The organism is Devosia sp. (assembly GCF_028290435.1).
Lineage (GTDB): Bacteria > Pseudomonadota > Alphaproteobacteria > Rhizobiales > Devosiaceae > Devosia.
In genome coordinates, this window is sequence record NZ_JAQGJV010000026.1 from 29,645 (window position 1) to 47,618 (window position 17,974).

16 protein-coding genes and 1 tRNA gene are annotated in these 17,974 nt (G+C 62.0%); 11 read left to right on the forward strand and 6 right to left on the reverse strand.

Going from position 1 to position 17,974, the window contains the following annotated elements; genetic code table 11:
* The first annotated feature begins 52 nt into the window (after positions 1 to 52).
* From JWP26_RS07705 to JWP26_RS07740, 8 genes are read left to right on the forward strand one after another with little or no spacing between them, the layout of a single operon-like run.
* Entirely contained in the window at positions 53 to 1,057 is a 1,005-nt protein-coding gene (locus JWP26_RS07705; protein ID WP_299725350.1) for a UDP-glucuronic acid decarboxylase family protein, read from the forward strand.
* A 2-nt stretch (positions 1,058 to 1,059) separates the two neighbouring features.
* Entirely contained in the window at positions 1,060 to 2,121 is a 1,062-nt protein-coding gene (gene gmd / locus JWP26_RS07710; protein ID WP_299725428.1) for a GDP-mannose 4,6-dehydratase, read from the forward strand.
* A complete protein-coding gene (locus JWP26_RS07715; RefSeq protein ID WP_299725352.1) occupies positions 2,118 to 3,071 on the forward strand; it encodes a GDP-L-fucose synthase in 954 nt (317 codons plus the stop codon). The genes gmd and JWP26_RS07715 overlap by 4 nt, the downstream gene beginning before the upstream one ends.
* Positions 3,071 to 4,033 (forward strand): NAD(P)-dependent oxidoreductase, encoded by a 963-nt coding sequence (locus JWP26_RS07720; protein WP_299725354.1) that lies wholly within the window; start codon positions 3,071 to 3,073, stop codon positions 4,031 to 4,033. The genes JWP26_RS07715 and JWP26_RS07720 overlap by 1 nt, the downstream gene beginning before the upstream one ends.
* Positions 4,034 to 4,052: 19 nt before the next feature.
* Positions 4,053 to 5,309 carry a glycosyltransferase family 4 protein gene (locus JWP26_RS07725; protein ID WP_299725356.1) on the forward strand — a complete coding sequence of 419 codons (1,257 nt, stop codon included), beginning with the start codon at positions 4,053 to 4,055 and terminating at the stop codon, positions 5,307 to 5,309.
* A complete protein-coding gene (locus JWP26_RS07730; RefSeq protein ID WP_299725358.1) occupies positions 5,306 to 6,067 on the forward strand; it encodes a glycosyltransferase in 762 nt (253 codons plus the stop codon). The genes JWP26_RS07725 and JWP26_RS07730 overlap by 4 nt, the downstream gene beginning before the upstream one ends.
* The gene (locus JWP26_RS07735) at positions 6,064 to 7,359 is read left to right on the forward strand and encodes a hypothetical protein (RefSeq protein ID WP_299725360.1); all 1,296 of its coding nucleotides are present in this window, start codon (positions 6,064 to 6,066) and stop codon (positions 7,357 to 7,359) included. Before JWP26_RS07730 ends, JWP26_RS07735 begins: the two co-directional genes overlap by 4 nt.
* Before the next feature lie 22 nt (positions 7,360 to 7,381).
* Positions 7,382 to 8,539, forward strand: coding sequence for a hypothetical protein (locus JWP26_RS07740; RefSeq protein ID WP_299725362.1), 1,158 nt, complete (start codon positions 7,382 to 7,384; stop codon positions 8,537 to 8,539).
* On the opposite strand, the gene JWP26_RS07745 is transcribed toward JWP26_RS07740, so the two are convergent.
* The 4 genes from JWP26_RS07745 to JWP26_RS07760 all read right to left on the reverse strand — a co-directional run bounded on the left by JWP26_RS07745 (position 8,536) and on the right by JWP26_RS07760 (position 12,848).
* Complete coding sequence (locus tag JWP26_RS07745; RefSeq protein ID WP_299725364.1) at positions 8,536 to 9,480, reverse strand: hypothetical protein; 945 nt, start codon at positions 9,478 to 9,480, stop codon at positions 8,536 to 8,538. The two genes, JWP26_RS07740 and JWP26_RS07745, sit on opposite strands and share 4 nt — an antisense overlap.
* A 17-nt stretch (positions 9,481 to 9,497) precedes the next feature.
* A complete protein-coding gene (locus JWP26_RS07750) occupies positions 9,498 to 9,761 on the reverse strand; it encodes a hypothetical protein (protein WP_299725366.1) in 264 nt (87 codons plus the stop codon).
* Between the two features lie 100 nt (positions 9,762 to 9,861).
* On the reverse strand, positions 9,862 to 11,988 hold the full coding sequence (locus JWP26_RS07755; RefSeq protein ID WP_299725368.1) for a Wzz/FepE/Etk N-terminal domain-containing protein: 2,127 nt from the start codon (positions 11,986 to 11,988) through the stop codon (positions 9,862 to 9,864).
* Between the two features lie 83 nt (positions 11,989 to 12,071).
* A complete protein-coding gene (locus JWP26_RS07760; RefSeq protein ID WP_299725370.1) occupies positions 12,072 to 12,848 on the reverse strand; it encodes a metallophosphoesterase family protein in 777 nt (258 codons plus the stop codon).
* A 71-nt stretch (positions 12,849 to 12,919) separates the two neighbouring features.
* On the opposite strand from JWP26_RS07760, the gene JWP26_RS07765 reads away from it, so the two are divergent.
* Both JWP26_RS07765 and JWP26_RS07770 read left to right on the forward strand, forming a co-directional pair.
* Positions 12,920 to 12,995, forward strand: a tRNA-Thr gene (locus JWP26_RS07765).
* Positions 12,996 to 13,145: 150 nt separating this feature from the next.
* Positions 13,146 to 14,381 carry an FAD-binding oxidoreductase gene (locus JWP26_RS07770; protein ID WP_299725372.1) on the forward strand — a complete coding sequence of 412 codons (1,236 nt, stop codon included), beginning with the start codon at positions 13,146 to 13,148 and terminating at the stop codon, positions 14,379 to 14,381.
* Here the strand turns inward: JWP26_RS07770 and JWP26_RS07775 are convergent.
* Positions 14,378 to 15,268, reverse strand: a complete 891-nt coding sequence (locus JWP26_RS07775) for an N-acetylmuramic acid 6-phosphate etherase (protein ID WP_299725374.1) — start codon at positions 15,266 to 15,268, stop codon at positions 14,378 to 14,380. The two genes, JWP26_RS07770 and JWP26_RS07775, sit on opposite strands and share 4 nt — an antisense overlap.
* A complete protein-coding gene (locus JWP26_RS07780; protein ID WP_299725377.1) occupies positions 15,265 to 16,176 on the reverse strand; it encodes an N-acetylglucosamine kinase in 912 nt (303 codons plus the stop codon). The genes JWP26_RS07775 and JWP26_RS07780 overlap by 4 nt, the downstream gene beginning before the upstream one ends.
* A gap of 268 nt (positions 16,177 to 16,444) precedes the next feature.
* Here JWP26_RS07780 and JWP26_RS07785 point away from each other — a divergent pair, with 268 nt between their 5' ends.
* Complete coding sequence (locus JWP26_RS07785) at positions 16,445 to 17,968, forward strand: ABC transporter substrate-binding protein (protein ID WP_299725380.1); 1,524 nt, start codon at positions 16,445 to 16,447, stop codon at positions 17,966 to 17,968.
* Positions 17,969 to 17,974: the final 6 nt, after the last annotated feature.

Sequence of the window (17,974 nt, forward strand, 5' to 3'; positions counted from 1 at the left end):
GAAATGTAAGCGCCGCTCTTTGCGGCGGTGTCGAATATGAGTGGGGGCTCATGTGGCGAAGCGTATTTTGGTGACTGGCGGGGCCGGATTTATCGGTTCCCATCTCTGCGACCGGCTGCTGCGGGACGGCAATGACGTGCTGTGCGTCGACAATTTCCTGACCGGCAGCCAGGCCAATGTTGAGCATCTGCTCGATCAGCATTTTGAGATCATGGAGCATGACGTCACGTCGCCGCTGCAGGTTGAGGTCGATCAAATCTATAATCTGGCCTGTCCGGCCTCGCCGGTGCATTACCAGGCCGATCCGGTGCGGACCACCAAGACCAGCGTCATGGGCGCGATCAACATGCTGGATTTGGCCGGGCGGCTCGATGTGCCGATCCTGCAGGCCTCGACCTCAGAGGTCTATGGCGATCCCGAAGTGCATCCGCAGCCTGAAAGCTATCTGGGCAACGTCAACACCATCGGCCCGCGCGCCTGCTACGACGAGGGCAAGCGTTGTGCCGAAGCGCTGTTCTTCGACTATCACCGCCAGCACCAGTTGCAGATCAAGGTGATCCGCATCTTCAACACCTATGGCCCCAACATGCATCCGGACGACGGGCGCGTGGTATCCAATTTCATTGTGCAGGCGCTGCGCGGTGAGGACATCACGATTTATGGCGATGGCAGCCAGACGCGGTCGTTCTGCTATGTCGACGATCTGGTGAAAGCCATGGTCGCCATGATGGGTACCGACGGCTCGGTGACCGGACCGATCAATATCGGCAATCCCGATGAGATTACCGTCAACCAATTGGCCCAGCTGGTGATCGACATGACCAATTCGAACTCCAGACTAGTCCACAAGGCTTTGCCGGTCGATGATCCGCGCCAGCGCAGGCCCGACATCACCTTGGCGCGGCAGGTTCTGGGGTGGGCGCCCAGCGTGCAATTGCGCGCTGGACTGGCGCGGACCATCCGCTATTTCGATGCGCTGCTCCAGGTCAATGGCGCCAATCTGGCGCAGGACAACCTCCCCGCGCAGGGTCCTTTCACCGTCGAGACGGGGTTTTGAGTTTGCCCAAGGTTGCGTTGATTACGGGCGTCACGGGGCAAGACGGGGCTTATCTATCGCAACTGCTGCTGGACAAGGGATATATCGTCCATGGCGTCAAACGGCGGTCCTCTTCGTTCAATACCGGGCGTATCGAGCACATCTATCAGGACCCGCATGAGACCGATCCGCGGTTCGTGCTGCACTATGGCGATATGAGCGATGCCACCAACCTGATCCGCATCGTGCAGGAAACCCAGCCGGACGAAATCTACAATCTAGCCGCGCAAAGCCATGTTCAGGTGTCGTTCGAGACGCCCGAATATACCGCCAATGTCGATGGCCTGGGCACGTTGCGGCTGCTCGAGGCGATCCGCATTCTTCGCCTTGAGGAGAAATGCAAATTCTACCAGGCCTCGACCTCGGAACTCTATGGCCAAGCCCGGGAAGTGCCGCAACGCGAGACGACGCCGTTCTATCCGCGTTCGCCCTATGGGGTGGCCAAGCTCTACGCCTATTGGATCGTGGTCAATTACCGCGAGGCCTATGGGCTGCACGCCTCCAACGGCATTCTGTTCAACCATGAAAGCCCCTTGCGGGGTGAGACGTTCGTGACCCGCAAGATCACGCGCGCCGTTGCGGCCATCCATACGGGGGCCCAAGATAAATTGTATCTCGGCAATCTCGATGCGCAGCGCGATTGGGGGCATGCGCGGGACTATGTGCGCGGCATGTGGCTGATGCTGCAGCAGGAGAAGGGGGACGACTACGTGTTGGCCACTGGCCGGGCCACCTCGGTGCGTCAATTCGCCGAATGGGCCTTTGAGAATGTCGGTATGGCGCTGGAGTGGACGGGCTGTGGGGCCGACGAAAAGGGCCGAGACGCCAGGACGGGCAAGGTCGTGGTCGAAGTCGACCCGCGCTATTTCCGCCCAACAGAAGCGGACTTGCTGCTCGGCGACCCCGCCAAGGCGTATGAGAAATTGGGTTGGACGCACGAAATATCGGTGCGCGCGCTGATCGCCGAAATGGTGCGCGAAGACCTTAGGGGCGTGCAGGTCGCGCCCGCGATGGTGGACGCATGACATACGCGCTGGCCGGCAAAAAGGTTTGGGTGGCGGGCCATCGGGGAATGGTTGGCAGCGCGGTGGTACGCCGCCTGGCGTCAGAGGGCGTGCAGTTGATCATCGCCGACCGGCGCGAGGTTGATCTCAGGCGCCAGTCCGAAACAGAGGCTTTTGTCGCCAAGACCCTGCCGGATGCCGTTGTGATCGCCGCGGCAAAGGTCGGCGGCATTTTGGCAAATGACAGCTTTCCGGCCGATTTTCTCTACGACAACCTGATGATCGAGGCCAATATCATCCACGCGGCACATTCGAGCGGCGTGGAAAAACTGCTGTCGCTCGGCTCGTCGTGCATTTATCCGCGACTGGCGCCGCAGCCCATCCCGGAAGCGGCGCTGCTGAGCGGTCCGCTGGAGCCGACCAACGAATGTTACGCCATCGCCAAGATTGCGGGGATCAAGCTCGCCCAGTCTTATCGCAAGCAATATGGCCATGATTTCATCTCGGCCATGCCGACCAATCTTTACGGCCCTGGTGACAATTTCGATTTGAGGTCCGGCCATGTGCTGCCGGCCCTGATCCGCAAGGCGCACGAGGCCAAGTTGCGGGGCGACACTGAAATCACGGTGTGGGGCACGGGGACGCCGCGCCGCGAATTCCTGCATGTCGACGATTGTGCCGATGCACTGCTGTTTCTGCTCAAGAACTATTCGGAGTTCGAGCACATCAATATCGGCTCGGGCGCAGACGTCACCATTCTGGAACTGACGCGGCTTGTCTGCCGCGTGGTGGGTTTTACCGGTGCGATTGCGCATGATGTGTCCAAGCCTGACGGCACGCCTCGCAAGCTGATGAGCAGCGACAAGCTGCGGGCGATGGACTGGACGCCGCGCATTGGCCTGGAACAGGGGATCGCCGACACCTATCGGTGGTTCCTCGCCAATATGCCGACGACGTTGGAATCGGCGTGATGGGCAAGACGGCGGTCATCACGGGAGGCTGCGGGTTTTTCGGGACGCATCTGATGCGGGCGCTGGCACTCGATCCGGCTTATGAGCGCATTATCCTGGCCGACATCAAGGAGCCTCGCGAGTTGTCGGCGAAGGCCGAATATGTTCGCGTCGATGTCTGCGAGGCGATCGATCTGCCGGTATTGGGCGAGGTCGAGGTCTACAATTTTGCCGCCGTGCACACCACGCCGGGGCATGAGGATTGGGAATATTACTGGACCAACGTGGCAGGAGCCACCAATGCGTGCCGTTTCGCGACACGGGTCGGCGCAAGACGTATGGTGTTTGCCAGCACCATGTCGGTCTATGGACCGCAGGAAGTGCAGGTCGATGAAACCACCGTGCCCAAGCCGGTAAACGCCTACGGCCGCTCCAAGCTGCTGGCGGAGAATATCCATCGCGATTGGCAGGCGAGCGACGCTGCCAACCGGCTATTGGTTGTGCGGCCTGCGGTGATCTTTGGGGAAGGCGAACGTGGCAATTTCACCCGGCTGGCCGGGCTATTGCGCCGGGGATTGTTTGTTTATCCGGGCCGAACCGATACGATCAAGGCCTGCGCCCCGGTGGAAGATTTTCCGCGCAGCATCGCTTTCATGGGCGCGTTCGACGAGCCCGTCCTCACCTATATTTACGCGTATCCGGACCGTACGACTACCGAGGCAATCAACCGGAGTTTTGCCGAGGCTGGGGGCTTCAGGACTCCGCGTCTGGTCATTCCAGCCAGCCTGATGATGGTCGGGGCGTTTGCGTTTGAGTTGCTGGCGAAGATCGGGCTCAAGACCTCGATCAACCGCGTCCGCATGGGCAAGTTGCTGCATTCGACCAATGTCTATCCGCGTCAATTGCTCGATCGTGGATGGACGTTTCGTTATTCGCTGACCGAGGCGTTGGCGCGCTGGAAGGCCATCAGTGATTTCAAGTGATGATGGAGCCCGGCGCCCTATGAAGCTCCTGCTGCACGATTATAGCGGCCACGCGTTCACTGCCCAGTTGGGGCGGGCGTTGGCGTGTCGTGGCATCGAGGTCGTCTATGCCTCTTTCGAGGGGTTCGCGACGCCCAAGGGCCGGGTGGCTGGAATGGTAGGCGATCCGGCCAGTTTTCGCGCGGTGCAGATCGGCATTTCGGAAGAATTCGACAAGGACAATCTGCTGAAACGGCATCGCCAGCAGCTCGAATATGCAAGGCGGATTCGAGCGCTGGTATTGGCTGAGAGGCCGGATGTGGTGCTGTCCGCCAATGCGCCGATTGAGGTGCAGGAGCATTTACTGACCGCTTGCCGGACACTGGGGGCGGCGTTCGTTTTCTGGGTGCAGGATATCCATGCCGAGGCGATCGAGCGGATCATCGGCAAGAAGAATGACGTTTTGGGCAGGCTGGTGGGGGCCTATTATCGACGCAAGGAAGCGCGAGTGCTGCGCGACAGCGATGGCGTAGTGGTGATCGCGGAGGCCTTCCGCGATGTGTTGGCTGGGCCGCGCTGGGGGCTGGATGTCTCGCACATGGTGGTCATCGAGAACTGGGCCAATATCGCCGACATGCCGTCGCTGCCGCGTGACAATGTCTGGGTTCAAGAGAACATGCGGGAAGGGCGCCACCGCGTGGTCTATTCGGGAACGCTCGCCCGCAAGCACAATCCGGGCCTGCTGCTGGAGTTGGCGCGCAAGCTGGATGCCGATGTGTATTTGTTCTCCCAAGGATCGGGAGCGGACCTCGTGCGTGATGCCGCGTCGGCCGAGGGTTTGGACAATGTCATCGTCAGGCCATGGGTCTCGGTGGAGGACTTGCCGAGCATGCTCGCCGGCGCCGATATTGCATTGGCGATCATCGAGGCCGATGCCGGTGTGTTCTCAGTGCCGTCCAAGGTGCTGAGCTATCTGGCAGCCGGGCAGCCCATTTTGGCGTCGATTCCGGAGCAGAACCTCGCGGCCGTCACGGTGGCGCGCGAAGGGGCCGGCTTGGTCGCCGCACCGGGCGATATCGAAGCGCTGGTTCAGTATGCGCGTGCCTTGCTGGAGCAGCCGGAGTTGAGGGCCAGGATGGGTCGGGCTGGTCGTGCCTACGCGGAAAAAGCGTTCGATATCGACCTCATCTCTGCACGGTTTGAACTGATCCTGCGCAATGCCTCACCAACGCCTCAAGCAAAAACTGCGCCGATTTTCAGTCCTCAGGATAGTGCTGGGGTGGGAGAGCCGGTGTGAGATTTTCCATCGTCACCATCGTCTGGAACAATCTTTCCGGGCTGCGGAAAACAGCGCAGAGCCTGCGAGGACAGCAGCGCGAATTGTTTGAATGGATCGTGGTGGACGGCGGCTCGACCGACGGCACGCTGGAGGCGCTCGCCGAGTTCTCCGGCCTGATGGATCATTTCCAGTCGGGGCCGGATCGTGGGCTTTATGACGCCATGAATAAGGGCATTGCCCGGGCAAGCGGGCAGTATGTGCTGTTTCTCAACGGCGACGATATCTTGCTGCCTGATGTGTTGGCGCGAACCGAGCAAAGGCTCGCGGACGACGGGCGCGGCTATAGCCTGATTTTCGGGGAAGTGGCGCTGCTGTTCAGCAATGGCCGGGTTCGGCATCGCAAGGTGCTGCCGCCCGATGTCCACCTTTGGCATCGCATGCCCACCTCGCATCAGGCGACGTTCATCAGCCTAGCCGAGCATCTGCTAATACCGCACGACCTGAGCTATAGTGTCAGCTCGGATTATTACACGATCGCCAAAATCTATCAGAACCGGCGCGATAACGTGCTCCTGCTGAACTATGAGGTGGCGCAGACGCCGATCGGCGGGGCGTCATTCACCGCCCGGCATCCGTTGCGCATGTTGCGGGATCACCATCGAATTCAGACCGAAGTGCTGAATGTGCCGGCGGTTATCAAATGGGCCAGTCTCGCCCGGAAGGCGGTGGCGATCGGGGCCATCCGAATAATCCAGACCTTTCCGGGGCGGGCATGATGCCGGCCACTGCAACGGGTGGGCAGCTGTCGGATGTCCTGACGCCTGTATTTGCCTTCGGCTGCTTGTTTGCCAATTTTACGGTGACCTATTTGGGCGGCTACGCGCTGAACGGGTCGTTCCTTGCCTTGGCGGCGTCGGCCATGCTGACCTTGGTCATCGAGGGTCGGGTGCCACGATGGCCGTTGCTGGCGGTGGCGATCATTGTGGCTATCGTGGCGGTAAAGGCCATCGGGACCGAAAATGTCGAAGAGTCCGCGAAGTCCGGGGCGCAGATCATCGCGGCGGCGCTTTGCCTTTGCATCTTCAGTGTCCGCCGTGGCGGTCTGGTGCATCGGGAAGACTTCGCCGTGCTGTTTGGCCGGCTGATGACCCTGCATGCCGTGCTGTTGATCGCGCAGTGCATCGCGCTCAACGTCTTTGGATCGTTCGTCCTACAGAATCCGTTCGGGCCGTTTTCTGCTATCGGGCCGGCGGGCGAGCTTGGCGCGTTGCAGGCACCTTATCTGCCCTATGAAGACGGCGTCATGCGACCGAACGGATTCTATTCGGAGCCATCAGTCGCGGCGGCCTATACTGTTTTCGCGTTGGCCTGCGTATTATCGGCGACCACACTGCGAAGCGGGCGGAAAGTCACTATGGCGGTGGTTCTCGCCGCGGGCGCCTTTGCCACCTTTGCCTTGACGGGTTGGGTCATGCTGGGCGGTGTACTGGCCTGTTTCATGATGTTTGGCGCGCGCGGCATGAAATCGAGCCACAAGTTCGGCATTTACGCGCTGGCATTGCTGGCGGTGGTGGTTGCAGCTCTTGTGGGCGGGTCATACCTGATGGACCGGGTGGATGGCGCCGGTGAAATGGGCGGGTCAATCTATATTCGTTTCACCGGCCCGTTCATGCTGATCGGGGAGGTGCTGGGTAAGGGCCTGCTCGGTCTGCCGATCAATGACCCAACCTTCTTGCTAACGCGCGACTATCTGGTCGATTTTGCCGGTCGCCAGTTCTCAACCTTAGACAATTTCTACGTCTGGCTGGTCGTTTATTTCGGGCTGGCGGGACTGGGCTTCATTGTCTGGTGCCTGCTGCGACTGTGGCGAGCATTGCGAAGCCGGGGTAATCTCGCCTTGCCATTGGTGGTGCTAGCACTGTTCGCGGCAGCCACGGGGTCCGGATACAATAGCGTGTTTGTCCTGCCGCTGGCGGTAGCCTTGTCGATCGTCAGATCAGGGCCGGAGCGGGCCCTTGCCGAGCAGACTATCGGTGCAACTGTTCCGGCCGGTCTCGCAACACGATGACTGGTCCATCGTGAGACGCTTTGTGTTCAGCTTGCTTTTTGGCGGTGGCGCCTTTGCGAGCCTGATGTTGATTTCGGCGGAAATTGGCATGCTGCGCGGCGAGGACATTGTCGGGCCGTTTCTTGTCTTCTACTCCGCCGTCTATATTTTGGGGCAGGTGGCCTCGCTGGCCGGATACCAGCGCGGGCCTTATCTGGTTGCGCAAAATCTCGATGCGTCCGGGCGATTGAAGCCGCGGGCCAGCGTCGAGGCGGCCCTTTGGCTGGGGATCGTCCTGGGCGCGCTGCTGGCTTACATGGGCGGGGACGTCAGCATTGCGGTCTATGGCGCTGGAGCCCTCCTCGTCGGCGTCCAGTTTATCGTCAGCGGCCTGGCCAACGGGCTCGGTCGCTTCGTCCTGTCTCGCCTGAATTTCGTGATCGTGCCGAACGCGATTTTCATCGTCATCATGCCGTTCGTCACGATGGACACCATGCGGCTCTACGGGCTTTGCCTGGCGGCAGGGGCCGGGCTGGGCCTGATCGCTCTCCGCCTTGCCGACTGGCGCAGGGTATCGGCCCCTCAGGTGGTGGGTCAGCCAGTCAAGATTCTGGATTTTGCGTCATTGGCCGTGACGATCCTGGTGAGCAGTATTTCCCAGCTCGATTTGTGGGTCGTCAGTCTGTTCGTCAGTGGCCAGGAGCTGTCGTATTATGCGTTCGCCAGTCGAATGACGATGGTTCTGACCTTCCCGGTCGTTGCCTATATCAACTCCATACAGCCGGTCCTCGCCAGTTTAGTGGCCGCGCAGGATCAGGCTGCCGTTCAACGCATTTTTGAGCGCTCTTATTACGCCGTCAGCCTGATGGTCGTCCTTGGCTTTGCTGCGCCGGTCTTCGCCAGCGTGTGGGGCTATATGGTGTTCGGCATGTTCGAATGGCGCATTGCCGCGGTGGCCGCCGCGGCGTCAGTTGGATACACGCTATCGGCGCTGGTGCCACCATTTGAAGCCTTGAGCTACGCCCGAGGCCGCGAGGGGAGATATTTGCCCCATGTTGTCGCCGGTATCGCCGTGCAGGCAATTGCCGGCGTTTTCCTGGTTGCGGTGGGCTTGTTTTATGTGCTGCCGGTGGTGGGTGGCCTCGTTCTGGGTGCGATCCGTTACGGGATGCGCAGAGAACTCGACCACCCGGATCACTAGCTGGCAATCACCTGTCGGATGGGACTGGCGCTGGCGTTTTCCAGATTGTAACTGCCACTTTGGCCTTCAACGCTCTGCGGGCTGGCATCGTCAAAGGTAAGCGCGAGGCTATACGTCCCGCCGGGCAGTGACAGCGATGCCGCGTCGGCCGCGCGGGTCGCGGCGGTGCCGGACGTAATGATGGGGCTCGATGCCGCAACTTCCTTCGCCAATTGCGGCGCGTAGATGCGCAGGGTGACATCCAACAGCTCGCCCGGTGACAGGTTGAACATCAGCGCCCGCATATCGAGGCTAATCGTTCCCGGACTGCTCGTGATCCAGGTGGCCGCAAGGCGGGTACGCGTTTCCAGATGGTCTGGACGATCGGCCGTGGCATAAGCGGTGGTGGTGCCGATCTCCTGCACATTGAGAAATGCACCGGTGATGGCCGGCCAGGTGCCGGCAATTTTCTTGTAGAAACAACTGGCCGTCCAATGCTCGCCGATCCCGGCGGCGATCGCCCCGGCGCAGCCGAGGCGGGGGAACTGACTGCCCCCAGTGCTGTTTTCGTGCTGCAGGCGCAGTTCGACAAAGGGCAGGCCAGCTTCGGTGCCAGTGGCAGTGATCTCGACGGTGGCGAAATCGGCGGCGGTCCAACCGGTTGGCAGCGTGCCGCCCGCGCCGATGACGCCGAGGGCGGCGCCGGCCATTGCGGCGTTCGGTACGCGATTGGTGGCGGCCGGTTCGAGTGAGAGGCCGCGATCTGTCAGGGCGAGAGCGTCGATGTTGAAACTGTGCCAGACGCCACTGCTGTCCTGAGCCAGCTTCGGCGTGCTTCTGGTAAAGGTGAGCGCCGTCGCGCGATCCAGGGCAACGCCGCCGCGCATATAGCGGTCGTTGACGAAATCGGCGGCGTAGGCGGCGTCGACCGCCCACCACGGATAGCTGGGGCGCCCTGTCATCAGGGTGAGGCCAACCATCATAGCAGGCCGACCAGCGCAGTGGCGGTGGTGCCCGTGGCCTTGAGGCGGCGGACACGGATGGGAATAATCGAGCCGGTCTGCAGGCCGGCCAGGGTCAATTCGACGCCCGAGGCGAGTACGACGACGACGCTGCCGCCATTGCCGACATAGATGGCGCGCGTGGTTTCGCTCAGATCGGTTGCGTCATTGGGGGTGATGGAAAAGCCGGTCTCGGCTGGTGCTTCCAGGCTGCCGGCATGGTCGGCGTAACGATCGGGCATAGGGTCCTCGCTCAGATGGTTCGAGCCAGATTATGCGGTGTCGGCTAACGAGGGGGACAAGCGGGGCAGGGTGGATAATCGCCCTCATGATCGCGGGCTGTCAGGCCTGAGAAAAATAGGCGCCATAGCGCTTGGAATAGCCCGGGGCTGAACTGTCCTGCTGGTTGAGCACGGCGAGGATTTCAGCGCCATGGGACTTGGCAGCGCCCAGACTGGCCAGCGCCTTGCGCGCCTCGGTCTGCGGTGTGGAGGCGTAACGCACGACGAACACGATCACGTCGGCGTGCTGGGCAATATAGAGGGTGTCGACGACCGGTCCGATCGGCGGGGTATCGAGCACTACGATGTCGAAACTGCGCCGCGCAGCGGTGATCAACTGCACAAAGGCGGTGCTGGCGATCAATTGGTCCGTCGGAAGGCTGCTGCGGTGGGCGCCGGCAATCACCGTCGCCGGACTGAGCGGGTCCCTGGCGGTGATTGCCTGGATATTGATCGCGTCCCCCGCTTCAGCGGTCAGATAATCGAGAAAGCCGACCGATGGCTCGATGCCCAGTTGGCGATGCACGCTGGGCTTGCGCAGGTCGCAATCAATCAGCAGGGTCGATTTTCCCGACAGGGCATAACTGCGGGCCAGCGCCAGGGCGGCGGTGGTCTTGCCTTCGTCGGGAGCCGTCGATGAAACCATGACGACCGTGCCCTGGCCGAACACCGTGCCGGATTTGGCCGCGCGATCCACCGAGGCTCGAACCCGGCGGACCGATTCGGAAAACACCGAAATTGGCGCGTTGACCATCAGTTCGGCAAAGCTGGTTTGGTCTGGACGGACTGTTTTCAGCCGTGGCAGGGACGAGGCCACCTTGACGCGAAGCACGGACTCCGCCTGCTCTTCACTGCTGAATCCGCCGATGACATTTTCATAGAGAAAGGCCAGGCCGACACCAAAGCTCAGCGCCGCAAGGGCGCTCAACGGTAAGATCAACTGTGGATTGGGAAATGAGGGGGCCGCTGGCACCAAGGCGGGCGAAACCACGCGGCTATCGGCGACCTGCAGGTCGGCCTGGGCACTCAGGTCCTGCGCTCGCGCCAGCAGGGTTTCGTATTGGGTTCGGGCAATGCTGGCGTTTTGCTGGGATTCGTAGATTTGCGTCAGCACGCCCGGCGGCAGGTCGCTATTGAGGACCGCGGTGCGAAGGGTGTCGCGAAGCTGGTTTTCGCTGTTTCGCCCTTCGGCGATCGTTGCCTGCAGCGCCGTCAGTTCGGTCGTCGCGGCGTCGCGCAGCTCGGCGTCGAGACGATCGAGTTCGGCACTCAGGCTGGCAGGAGCGGGCGCGCTATCGGCGAGCTGGGTGAGACTGTTGGCGATTTCCTCGCGCTGCCGAGCGAGCGCTCTGAGTGTATCGGAGGCCAGGGAGCCGGAGAGTTCGCCCCAATTGCCGGTCTCCACGCTTCGCCGAACGATATCTGCGGTCTGCGAACTCTGCTCGGCGGCATTTTTGATCGCCCCGATCTGATCGACCAAATCGGCGAGCTGGCTGTCGCCAGACTGGCCGACAAGACGATCGATGTTGTCGAAAATGAAATTATCGTACGAATTTTCGGAGGCCACGATCGCCTGGCGTGCCTGCTCGATCCGGGCCTGCAGAATGTCGTGCGATGCCAATGTGCCTGCCACTTTGGACGCGAGCTGATCCCTGATATAGGCTTGGGTGATGGCATTGGCCAGGTCGGCAGCGTGCGTCGGGTTCTCCGAACGGGCCTGCACGGCGATCACATAGGTTAAGCCACGGCGCTGGGCGCTGACGGCGGCGCGCAGCCTGTTCAGCACTTCACCCAGGGCGCGCTGGCCGGTAGGCGCCGCTTCATTATCAGGGCGGACCAGGGCCAGCAGGCGCGCGGTCCATCCCGGGCCTGCCCCGAACTCGCTGTCGGAGGCCAGTTGCCGGTCCTCGATGACCTGCATTAGCACGGTGTCGGAGCGAACCAGTTCCACTTCGCTCTCGACGCGGGCGCTGTCGGAGCCGCTGTTGCGCACCTGGTTCTCGGGATCCAGCAGATCCTTGCGGCTTGGATCGACCATGATGAGTGCTGTGGCGGTGTAGATGGGCGTAAGCGCTAGTGTCGCCAGGCCTGCGGCAGCGACGATAGCAAGGGTGGTAATCGCAATTAAACGAAATTGCCGCCGCAACAGGCCGAAAATGGCCCTTATGTCGATTTCGCCGTCGCTCATGAAGACCCCGCCGCAATCGCATTGAGCCTAGCCACAAATCTTCGGATTAGAGAGTCTTGCCTAGAGCAATTTTCGCAATTTAATCAGTTGCCGACTTGAAGTATTGCTGGGTCGCCATGCGGCGTCAATCTGACCGAGGTCAAGATGCCGGTCATGGCTGCGCCGGTGTCGATGCCGATGCGCCAGGGCGACAGCGTAGGCGTCGCGGCGGGGGTATGTCCATGCACGACGACCGTTCCGGCCTCGAAGGGTAGGTCGTCGCCGGGGCGCAGCCAGAGCAGGTCGCGTTCGCTCTGCTGCTCCAGCGGCACGCCGTGCCGCAGTCCGGCATGGACGAACACAGTATTGCCGACGCGCAGATAGAGGGGCAGGCTGCGCATAAACTCCACATGCCGCCTGGGCACGTGGCCGTGCAGGATCTGGCGTCGTTGCTCCAGAGTGTGGGCGTCAAAGTGCTCATCGATGGCGTAGGATTGCAGCGTCTGGTCGCCGCCAAATCGACGCCAGTCCGACCCTGAGAGGGGCTCATCGAGAAAGGCGAGCATCATGGTCTCATGATTGCCGGCAAGGCAGATGCGCCGATATCCGGCGGGCACGGGGGCCAGCAGGTGATCGAGCACTCCGGCGCTGTTGGGTCCGCGATCCACGTAATCGCCCAGCATGACGATCCACTTCTCGCCCGCGAACGCGGCGCCATCGGCATAGATGGCCTGTTCGAGACGCTCAAGCTCTGCAAGGCATCCATGAACATCGCCGATCGCGTAGATGGCGGCGGGCCATTCCGCGACCGTCAGGCGCTGGCGTTCCGGCGCCGGTGGGGTGGGCGCGCCGAACAATGAACGCATAAGCGATTGCAGCATGATATCAGTCCGGTTCGAGGCTGCGCCCACTATTGCCCCGCGCGGCGCGCAATGCTAGATGCGGTCGCGTCGCCGGTATAGCTCAGTTGGTAGAGCACCTGATTTGTAATCAGGGGGTCTCGGGTTCGAACCCTGATGCCGGCACCACAAATCTCCAGCATTTATGCCCAGACGCTCCCGACCGCCCAAATCGGAGGATGGCTGTCTGGATAGCGAATTGTAGCGGCGCCCAATTGCCAGACGCGGCAAATCATCGGTGTATGGCGAGAATTGATTCTACAGAATGGGTTTTCGCAAATGAAGAGCGATGTCCTTGTGCTTGGCGCCGGGATCGTTGGCGTCAGCGTCGGCATCCATCTGGTCAAGCGTGGTCGCTCGGTGGTGCTGCTCGATCGGCAAGGCGCGGGAGAGGGAACCTCGTTCGGCAATGCAGGGCTGATCCAGCGCGAGGGCGTGGCGCCGCACCTGTTTCCGCAGGATATGGCGACGCTGCTCAAATATGCGCGCAACCAGAGCACCAGCATGCGCTACCAGTGGCGGGCGTTGCCGCGCATATCGCGGTTTTTAGCGCAATATTGGTGGTCGTCGCGCGCATTGTCGTATCGTGCCATTGTCGAGGATTATTCCAAGTTCATCGCCCATGCGGTCAGCGAACACGCGCCGCTGGTCGAGGAGGCGGGTGCCACCGATCTCATCGGCAAGGCCGGCTGGATGCAGGCCTATCGCAGCGAGGCGAATTATCGCGCCGCCCGCGAACAGGCGGAGGCGTTTGAGCGGTTCGGCCTGGAGCACGAGGCGCTTGACGCCGATGCGCTGCGTCAGCAAGAGCCGGGCATCACTGCCCCGCTTGCCGGCGCCGTCCATTGGACGCAGCCCTGGAGCGTGCGCGATCCGCTGGCGCTGACGCAGGCGTATCTCCGTCTGTTCCAGAAGCTGGGCGGCCAATTCGTCACCGGCGATGCGATGACGTTGCGCAGTGCTGCTGGGGGCTGGGAGGTTGACACCGTCGACGGCGCGGTGACCGCCAAGGAAGCTGTCATTGCCTTGGGGCCGTGGTCGGACAAGATGCTGCGCAAGCTGGGGCGCAGGCTGCCGCTGGGCGTCAAGCGCGGCTATCACATGCATTATGCCCCGCGCGGCAACGCGACCATTTCCATGCCGATCTATGATGACGCGGGTTTCCTCATCGCGCCGATGAATGGCGGCCTGCGCCTGACCACAGGGGCGGAATTTGCCTTGCTGGACGCGGCGCCCAATCCGGCGCAACTGGACGCCGCGGAAAAGATTGCTGCCGCCGATTATCCTTTGGGTGAGCGACTTAACCCAAGTCCTTGGATGGGTGCGCGTCCTTGTACGCCGGACATGAAGCCGGTCATCGGCCCCGAAGGCCGCGAGGGACTTTGGCTGGCGCTCGGCCATGCGCACCATGGCCTGACCCTGGGACCCGCCACCGGGCGGCTGCTAGCCGAAATGATGACTGGCCAGACGCCATTTATCGAGCCGACGCCATATAGCGTTGCCCGGTTCGGCTAGTCTTTTGCGTCTTGCAGGGCAGTGCGCAAGTTTCCACCCGCTGCGGTTAGGCGCTGCTGCGCGGCATCACGATCCAGCCCCAGGATCAGCATCGTCGTGGCCAGCTTGATGCTGCCCTCGGCGGTATCCAGCGCGGTTTTGGCGACGTCGTATTCGGCATCGGCTAGGGTTGCGACCATCTTGACTGCGCGGTCCTGTAGCTTGACGTTGGTGGGGCGCATCTCGACCATCAGGCCGCGATAGACGAAGCCGAGGCGGATCATCACGCCGGTGGAAATGCAGTTGAGCGCGGCCTTCTGGGCCGTCCCGGCTTTCATCCGGGTGGACCCGGACAGCACTTCTATCCCGGTCTCGATCAGGATCGAAATATCTGCCACTTCACCCAACCGACCGCCGCGATTGTTGAAGATGCCGATGGTCAGGGCGCCCTTGGCGCGGGCATGGATCAAGCCACCGATGGCATAGGGTGTGCGCCCGCTGGCGGCGAGGCCGATGACGACGTCGTTTTCGGACACATTGACGCTGTCTAGCCCATCCGTGGCGAGCTGTTCGCTGTCCTCGGCGCCTTCGGCGGCGTGGAACACCGCGTCCTTGCCTCCGGCCATCAGGGTGATCGCGCGCTCATAAGGCCAGTTGAAGGTCGGGGGTAATTCGGCCGCGTCCTGGGTGGCGATGCGGCCGGAGGTTCCGGCGCCGAGATAGATCAGTCGGCCGCCGCGGGCCAGGCGCTCGGCACCGCGATCAATCGCCTCGGCTATTGGTGCGCTCGCCGCCTGCACGGCCGCGATGGCAGCGTATTGGCCTTCGAGAATGCCGGCGACGAGGTCGGTGCTCGACCAATCTTCCAAGGTGGCATAGCGGGGGGAGGCGGCTTCGGTGGTGCTCATTGGGACGTCTCGGTTTCTTGGCTGTTTTGCCGCGCCCATTGGGCGGCGTGGGCGGCGGCGTCGATCTGGGGGAAGCTCACCACGGCATGGGGTAGGGCTTTTTCCAAGGCAGGCTTGATGCTGGGATGCAGCGTGATAATGCCGCCGATGAAGGCGACGGGCAGGGGCCCGGTTCGCGCGATCAGGGCACTGGCGAGGCGGGCGAGTTCGACGACGGCGCGGGCAAGGATGTCGGTGGCAATGACATCGCCTTTGGTTGCGGCGCGCGCCACGGCCTGCGCTAGGGTGCCGATGCGGCCACGATCGCTGCCATAAACGAAGCTGCGGCTGTGGTCCCAGCCTTCACCGCCCATTTCGGCATAGAGTTCGGTTGCCAGAATGGCCGCATCGGCGGGGTCGCCCGTCTCATCAATGCGCCGATAGAGTTGGTCGAGCGCCTTGAGCGCAATCCAGGTGCCGGAGCCGGCGTCGTCGATCAAGAGGCCTCGCCCACCGACGCGGATCAGTTTGCCCTCTGTGGTCAGGTGCAGGCCGATGGAGCCGGTGCCGGCTGAAATCAGGTGTCCGGTGCCAGGGGCGAAGGTGGCGCGGAACGCCAGTTCCATATCGTCGCCAAGCTGGATGGCGGGTGGCTCGATGCCGAGCAGCGCCGTTACCATGTTGCGCACCGGGTCGTGCGCGCCTTGCCCCAGCCCGGTAATGCCCAGGCAGGCGGAGACGGGGGAGAATTCACGAACAGCTTCGGCAATGGTCGACAGGGTCGCCAATAGCCGCTCACGCTCGATGGGATTGAACGCGTGGCCGGTGGCCCCGTCGGTGGTGCCACGGGCGATCACGGCCGAATTCTCATCCACCAAAGCCCAGCGCGATGCCGTTCCGCCGATATCGACGCCCAGGAAAGTTGGCATCAGCCTTCGACCCCTGGCAGCTTCAGTCTCGCCATGACTATCCTCCGTGCTGCCACAACATCGACCACGGCTTGGCCGGCGTAAAGGATGCAACCCTGCTTTCATTGCTCGATCTACAAATCGATCACGGAATCGTCCTCCGCGTCCGGCGAACGATTATGGCGATTGCCGTTAGCGCGAAAGCAGTCGTAAGCTCACCTCCGGCAACGCCTTTTCCGTTGGGGTGCGGAATGGTGCGGCTCAAAAAACCTCGGAGCGGGAGACTTTCATGCATTTGAATTTCGGCAAAACGCTTTTCACCAGCCTCGCCATGGCGACGCTGCTCGGTACGGCCACTTTGGCACTGCCGGCGCAGGCAGCGACGCTACGCATGGCCTGGGCGCAGGACGCCACGGGCCTTGATCCGCATACCCAGACGGCATTCTCGTCGCTGCGGCTGCTTGAGCTGATCTATGAGCCGCTGGTCCGGCTCGATGCGGAGTACAATGTCGGGCCGGCTATCGCCAAGAGTTGGGAATTCTCCAGCGACGGGTTGACGCTCACCTTCAAGCTCGATCCGAACGCAAAGTTCTCGACCGGCGATGCGGTGACCTCCGCTGACGTGAAGGCCTCCTTCGAACGCCTGCTTGACGAGGCCACCGCCGCCGCGGCGCGCGCTAATTTCCTCTCGATCAAAACCATCGACACGCCCGACCCGCAGACCGTGGTGTTCAACCTGAGCCAGCCCGACGCGCCGATCCTGATCGCGATGTCGGGCACCAATGCCTCGATCGTACCCGCCAGTGCGATTGCCGATGGCACCATCGGCACCAAGGCCGTCGGTTCGGGCCCGTTCAAGCTCGACGAGTGGGACCCGAACGTCAAGGAAGTGCTGAGCGCCAACCCGAACTGGGCCGGCGGCAAGGTCGGCGTCGATGGCATCATCATTTCGGTGCTGCCGAGCGAAAGTTCCATCATCGACTCGATGCGCGCCAACCAGATCGACTTCGCGCTGTTCAACGATCCGACCATCGCGACGCTGATCCCGGGTGAGCCCAACATGACGCTCAACCGTATCCCGGGCCTCGCCTACAACGTGCTGCAGCTTAATCCCGCGCGACCGCCAATGGACAATGTGAAGGTGCGGCAGGCCATCTCCTGCGCCGTCAACCGGCAGGAAATCATCGATACCGCGCTGGTGGGTGAAGGCAAGGTCACGGGTCCGCTGACCATGGCAGCCTTTGCATCCGATCCGGCGAGCCTGTTCTGCTATAAACAGGACGTCGAGAAAGCTAAGGCGCTGATGGCCGAAGCGGGCCTTGCTGACGGGTTCTCCGTCAATGTGATCGCCGCAACCGGCGAGCCACCCTATGCCGCCAACGAAGCGCAGGTACTGCAGAGCCAGCTTGCCGCGATCGGCGTCAAGCTCACCATCCAGACCATGGACCTCAAGGTCTATGTGGATACCTGGCTCAAGGGCGATTTCGACATGGCGGTGGCGCAGAATGGCGGCCGCCCGGACCCCTATCCGATGTACAATCGGTACTTCACCAAGGACGGCAACCTGATCAAGGTGTCGAACTTTGTCGATCCCGAGCTCGACAAGCTGCTACAGGAGGGCCGTGTGGAAACCGACATCGCCAAGCGCAAGCCGATCTTCCAGCAGTTCGAGGCACGCCTCGCCGAAGAGGCCCCCTGGATCTGGATCAGCAGCACGGTGACCTACACCGCCAACCTGGGCACCGTGAAAGGTTATGAGATCAATCCGAGCGGATTGCTCTTCTCGCTGAGCAAGGTGACTGTAGGCGAGTAAGCGTCT

Coding starts and splice junctions, on each gene's coding strand:
- JWP26_RS07715 (WP_299725352.1), top strand. CDS start 2,118: ATGACATACGCGCTGGCCGGCAAAAAGGTTTGGGTGGCGGGCCATCGG.
- JWP26_RS07720 (WP_299725354.1), top strand. CDS start 3,071: ATGGGCAAGACGGCGGTCATCACGGGAGGCTGCGGGTTTTTCGGGACG.
- JWP26_RS07725 (WP_299725356.1), top strand. CDS start 4,053: ATGAAGCTCCTGCTGCACGATTATAGCGGCCACGCGTTCACTGCCCAG.
- JWP26_RS07735 (WP_299725360.1), top strand. CDS start 6,064: ATGATGCCGGCCACTGCAACGGGTGGGCAGCTGTCGGATGTCCTGACG.
- JWP26_RS07745 (WP_299725364.1), bottom strand. CDS start 9,480: ATGACAGGGCGCCCCAGCTATCCGTGGTGGGCGGTCGACGCCGCCTAC.
- JWP26_RS07750 (WP_299725366.1), bottom strand. CDS start 9,761: ATGCCCGATCGTTACGCCGACCATGCCGGCAGCCTGGAAGCACCAGCC.
- JWP26_RS07755 (WP_299725368.1), bottom strand. CDS start 11,988: ATGAGCGACGGCGAAATCGACATAAGGGCCATTTTCGGCCTGTTGCGG.
- JWP26_RS07760 (WP_299725370.1), bottom strand. CDS start 12,848: ATGCTGCAATCGCTTATGCGTTCATTGTTCGGCGCGCCCACCCCACCG.
- JWP26_RS07770 (WP_299725372.1), top strand. CDS start 13,146: ATGAAGAGCGATGTCCTTGTGCTTGGCGCCGGGATCGTTGGCGTCAGC.
- JWP26_RS07775 (WP_299725374.1), bottom strand. CDS start 15,268: ATGAGCACCACCGAAGCCGCCTCCCCCCGCTATGCCACCTTGGAAGAT.
- JWP26_RS07780 (WP_299725377.1), bottom strand. CDS start 16,176: ATGCCAACTTTCCTGGGCGTCGATATCGGCGGAACGGCATCGCGCTGG.
- JWP26_RS07785 (WP_299725380.1), top strand. CDS start 16,445: ATGCATTTGAATTTCGGCAAAACGCTTTTCACCAGCCTCGCCATGGCG.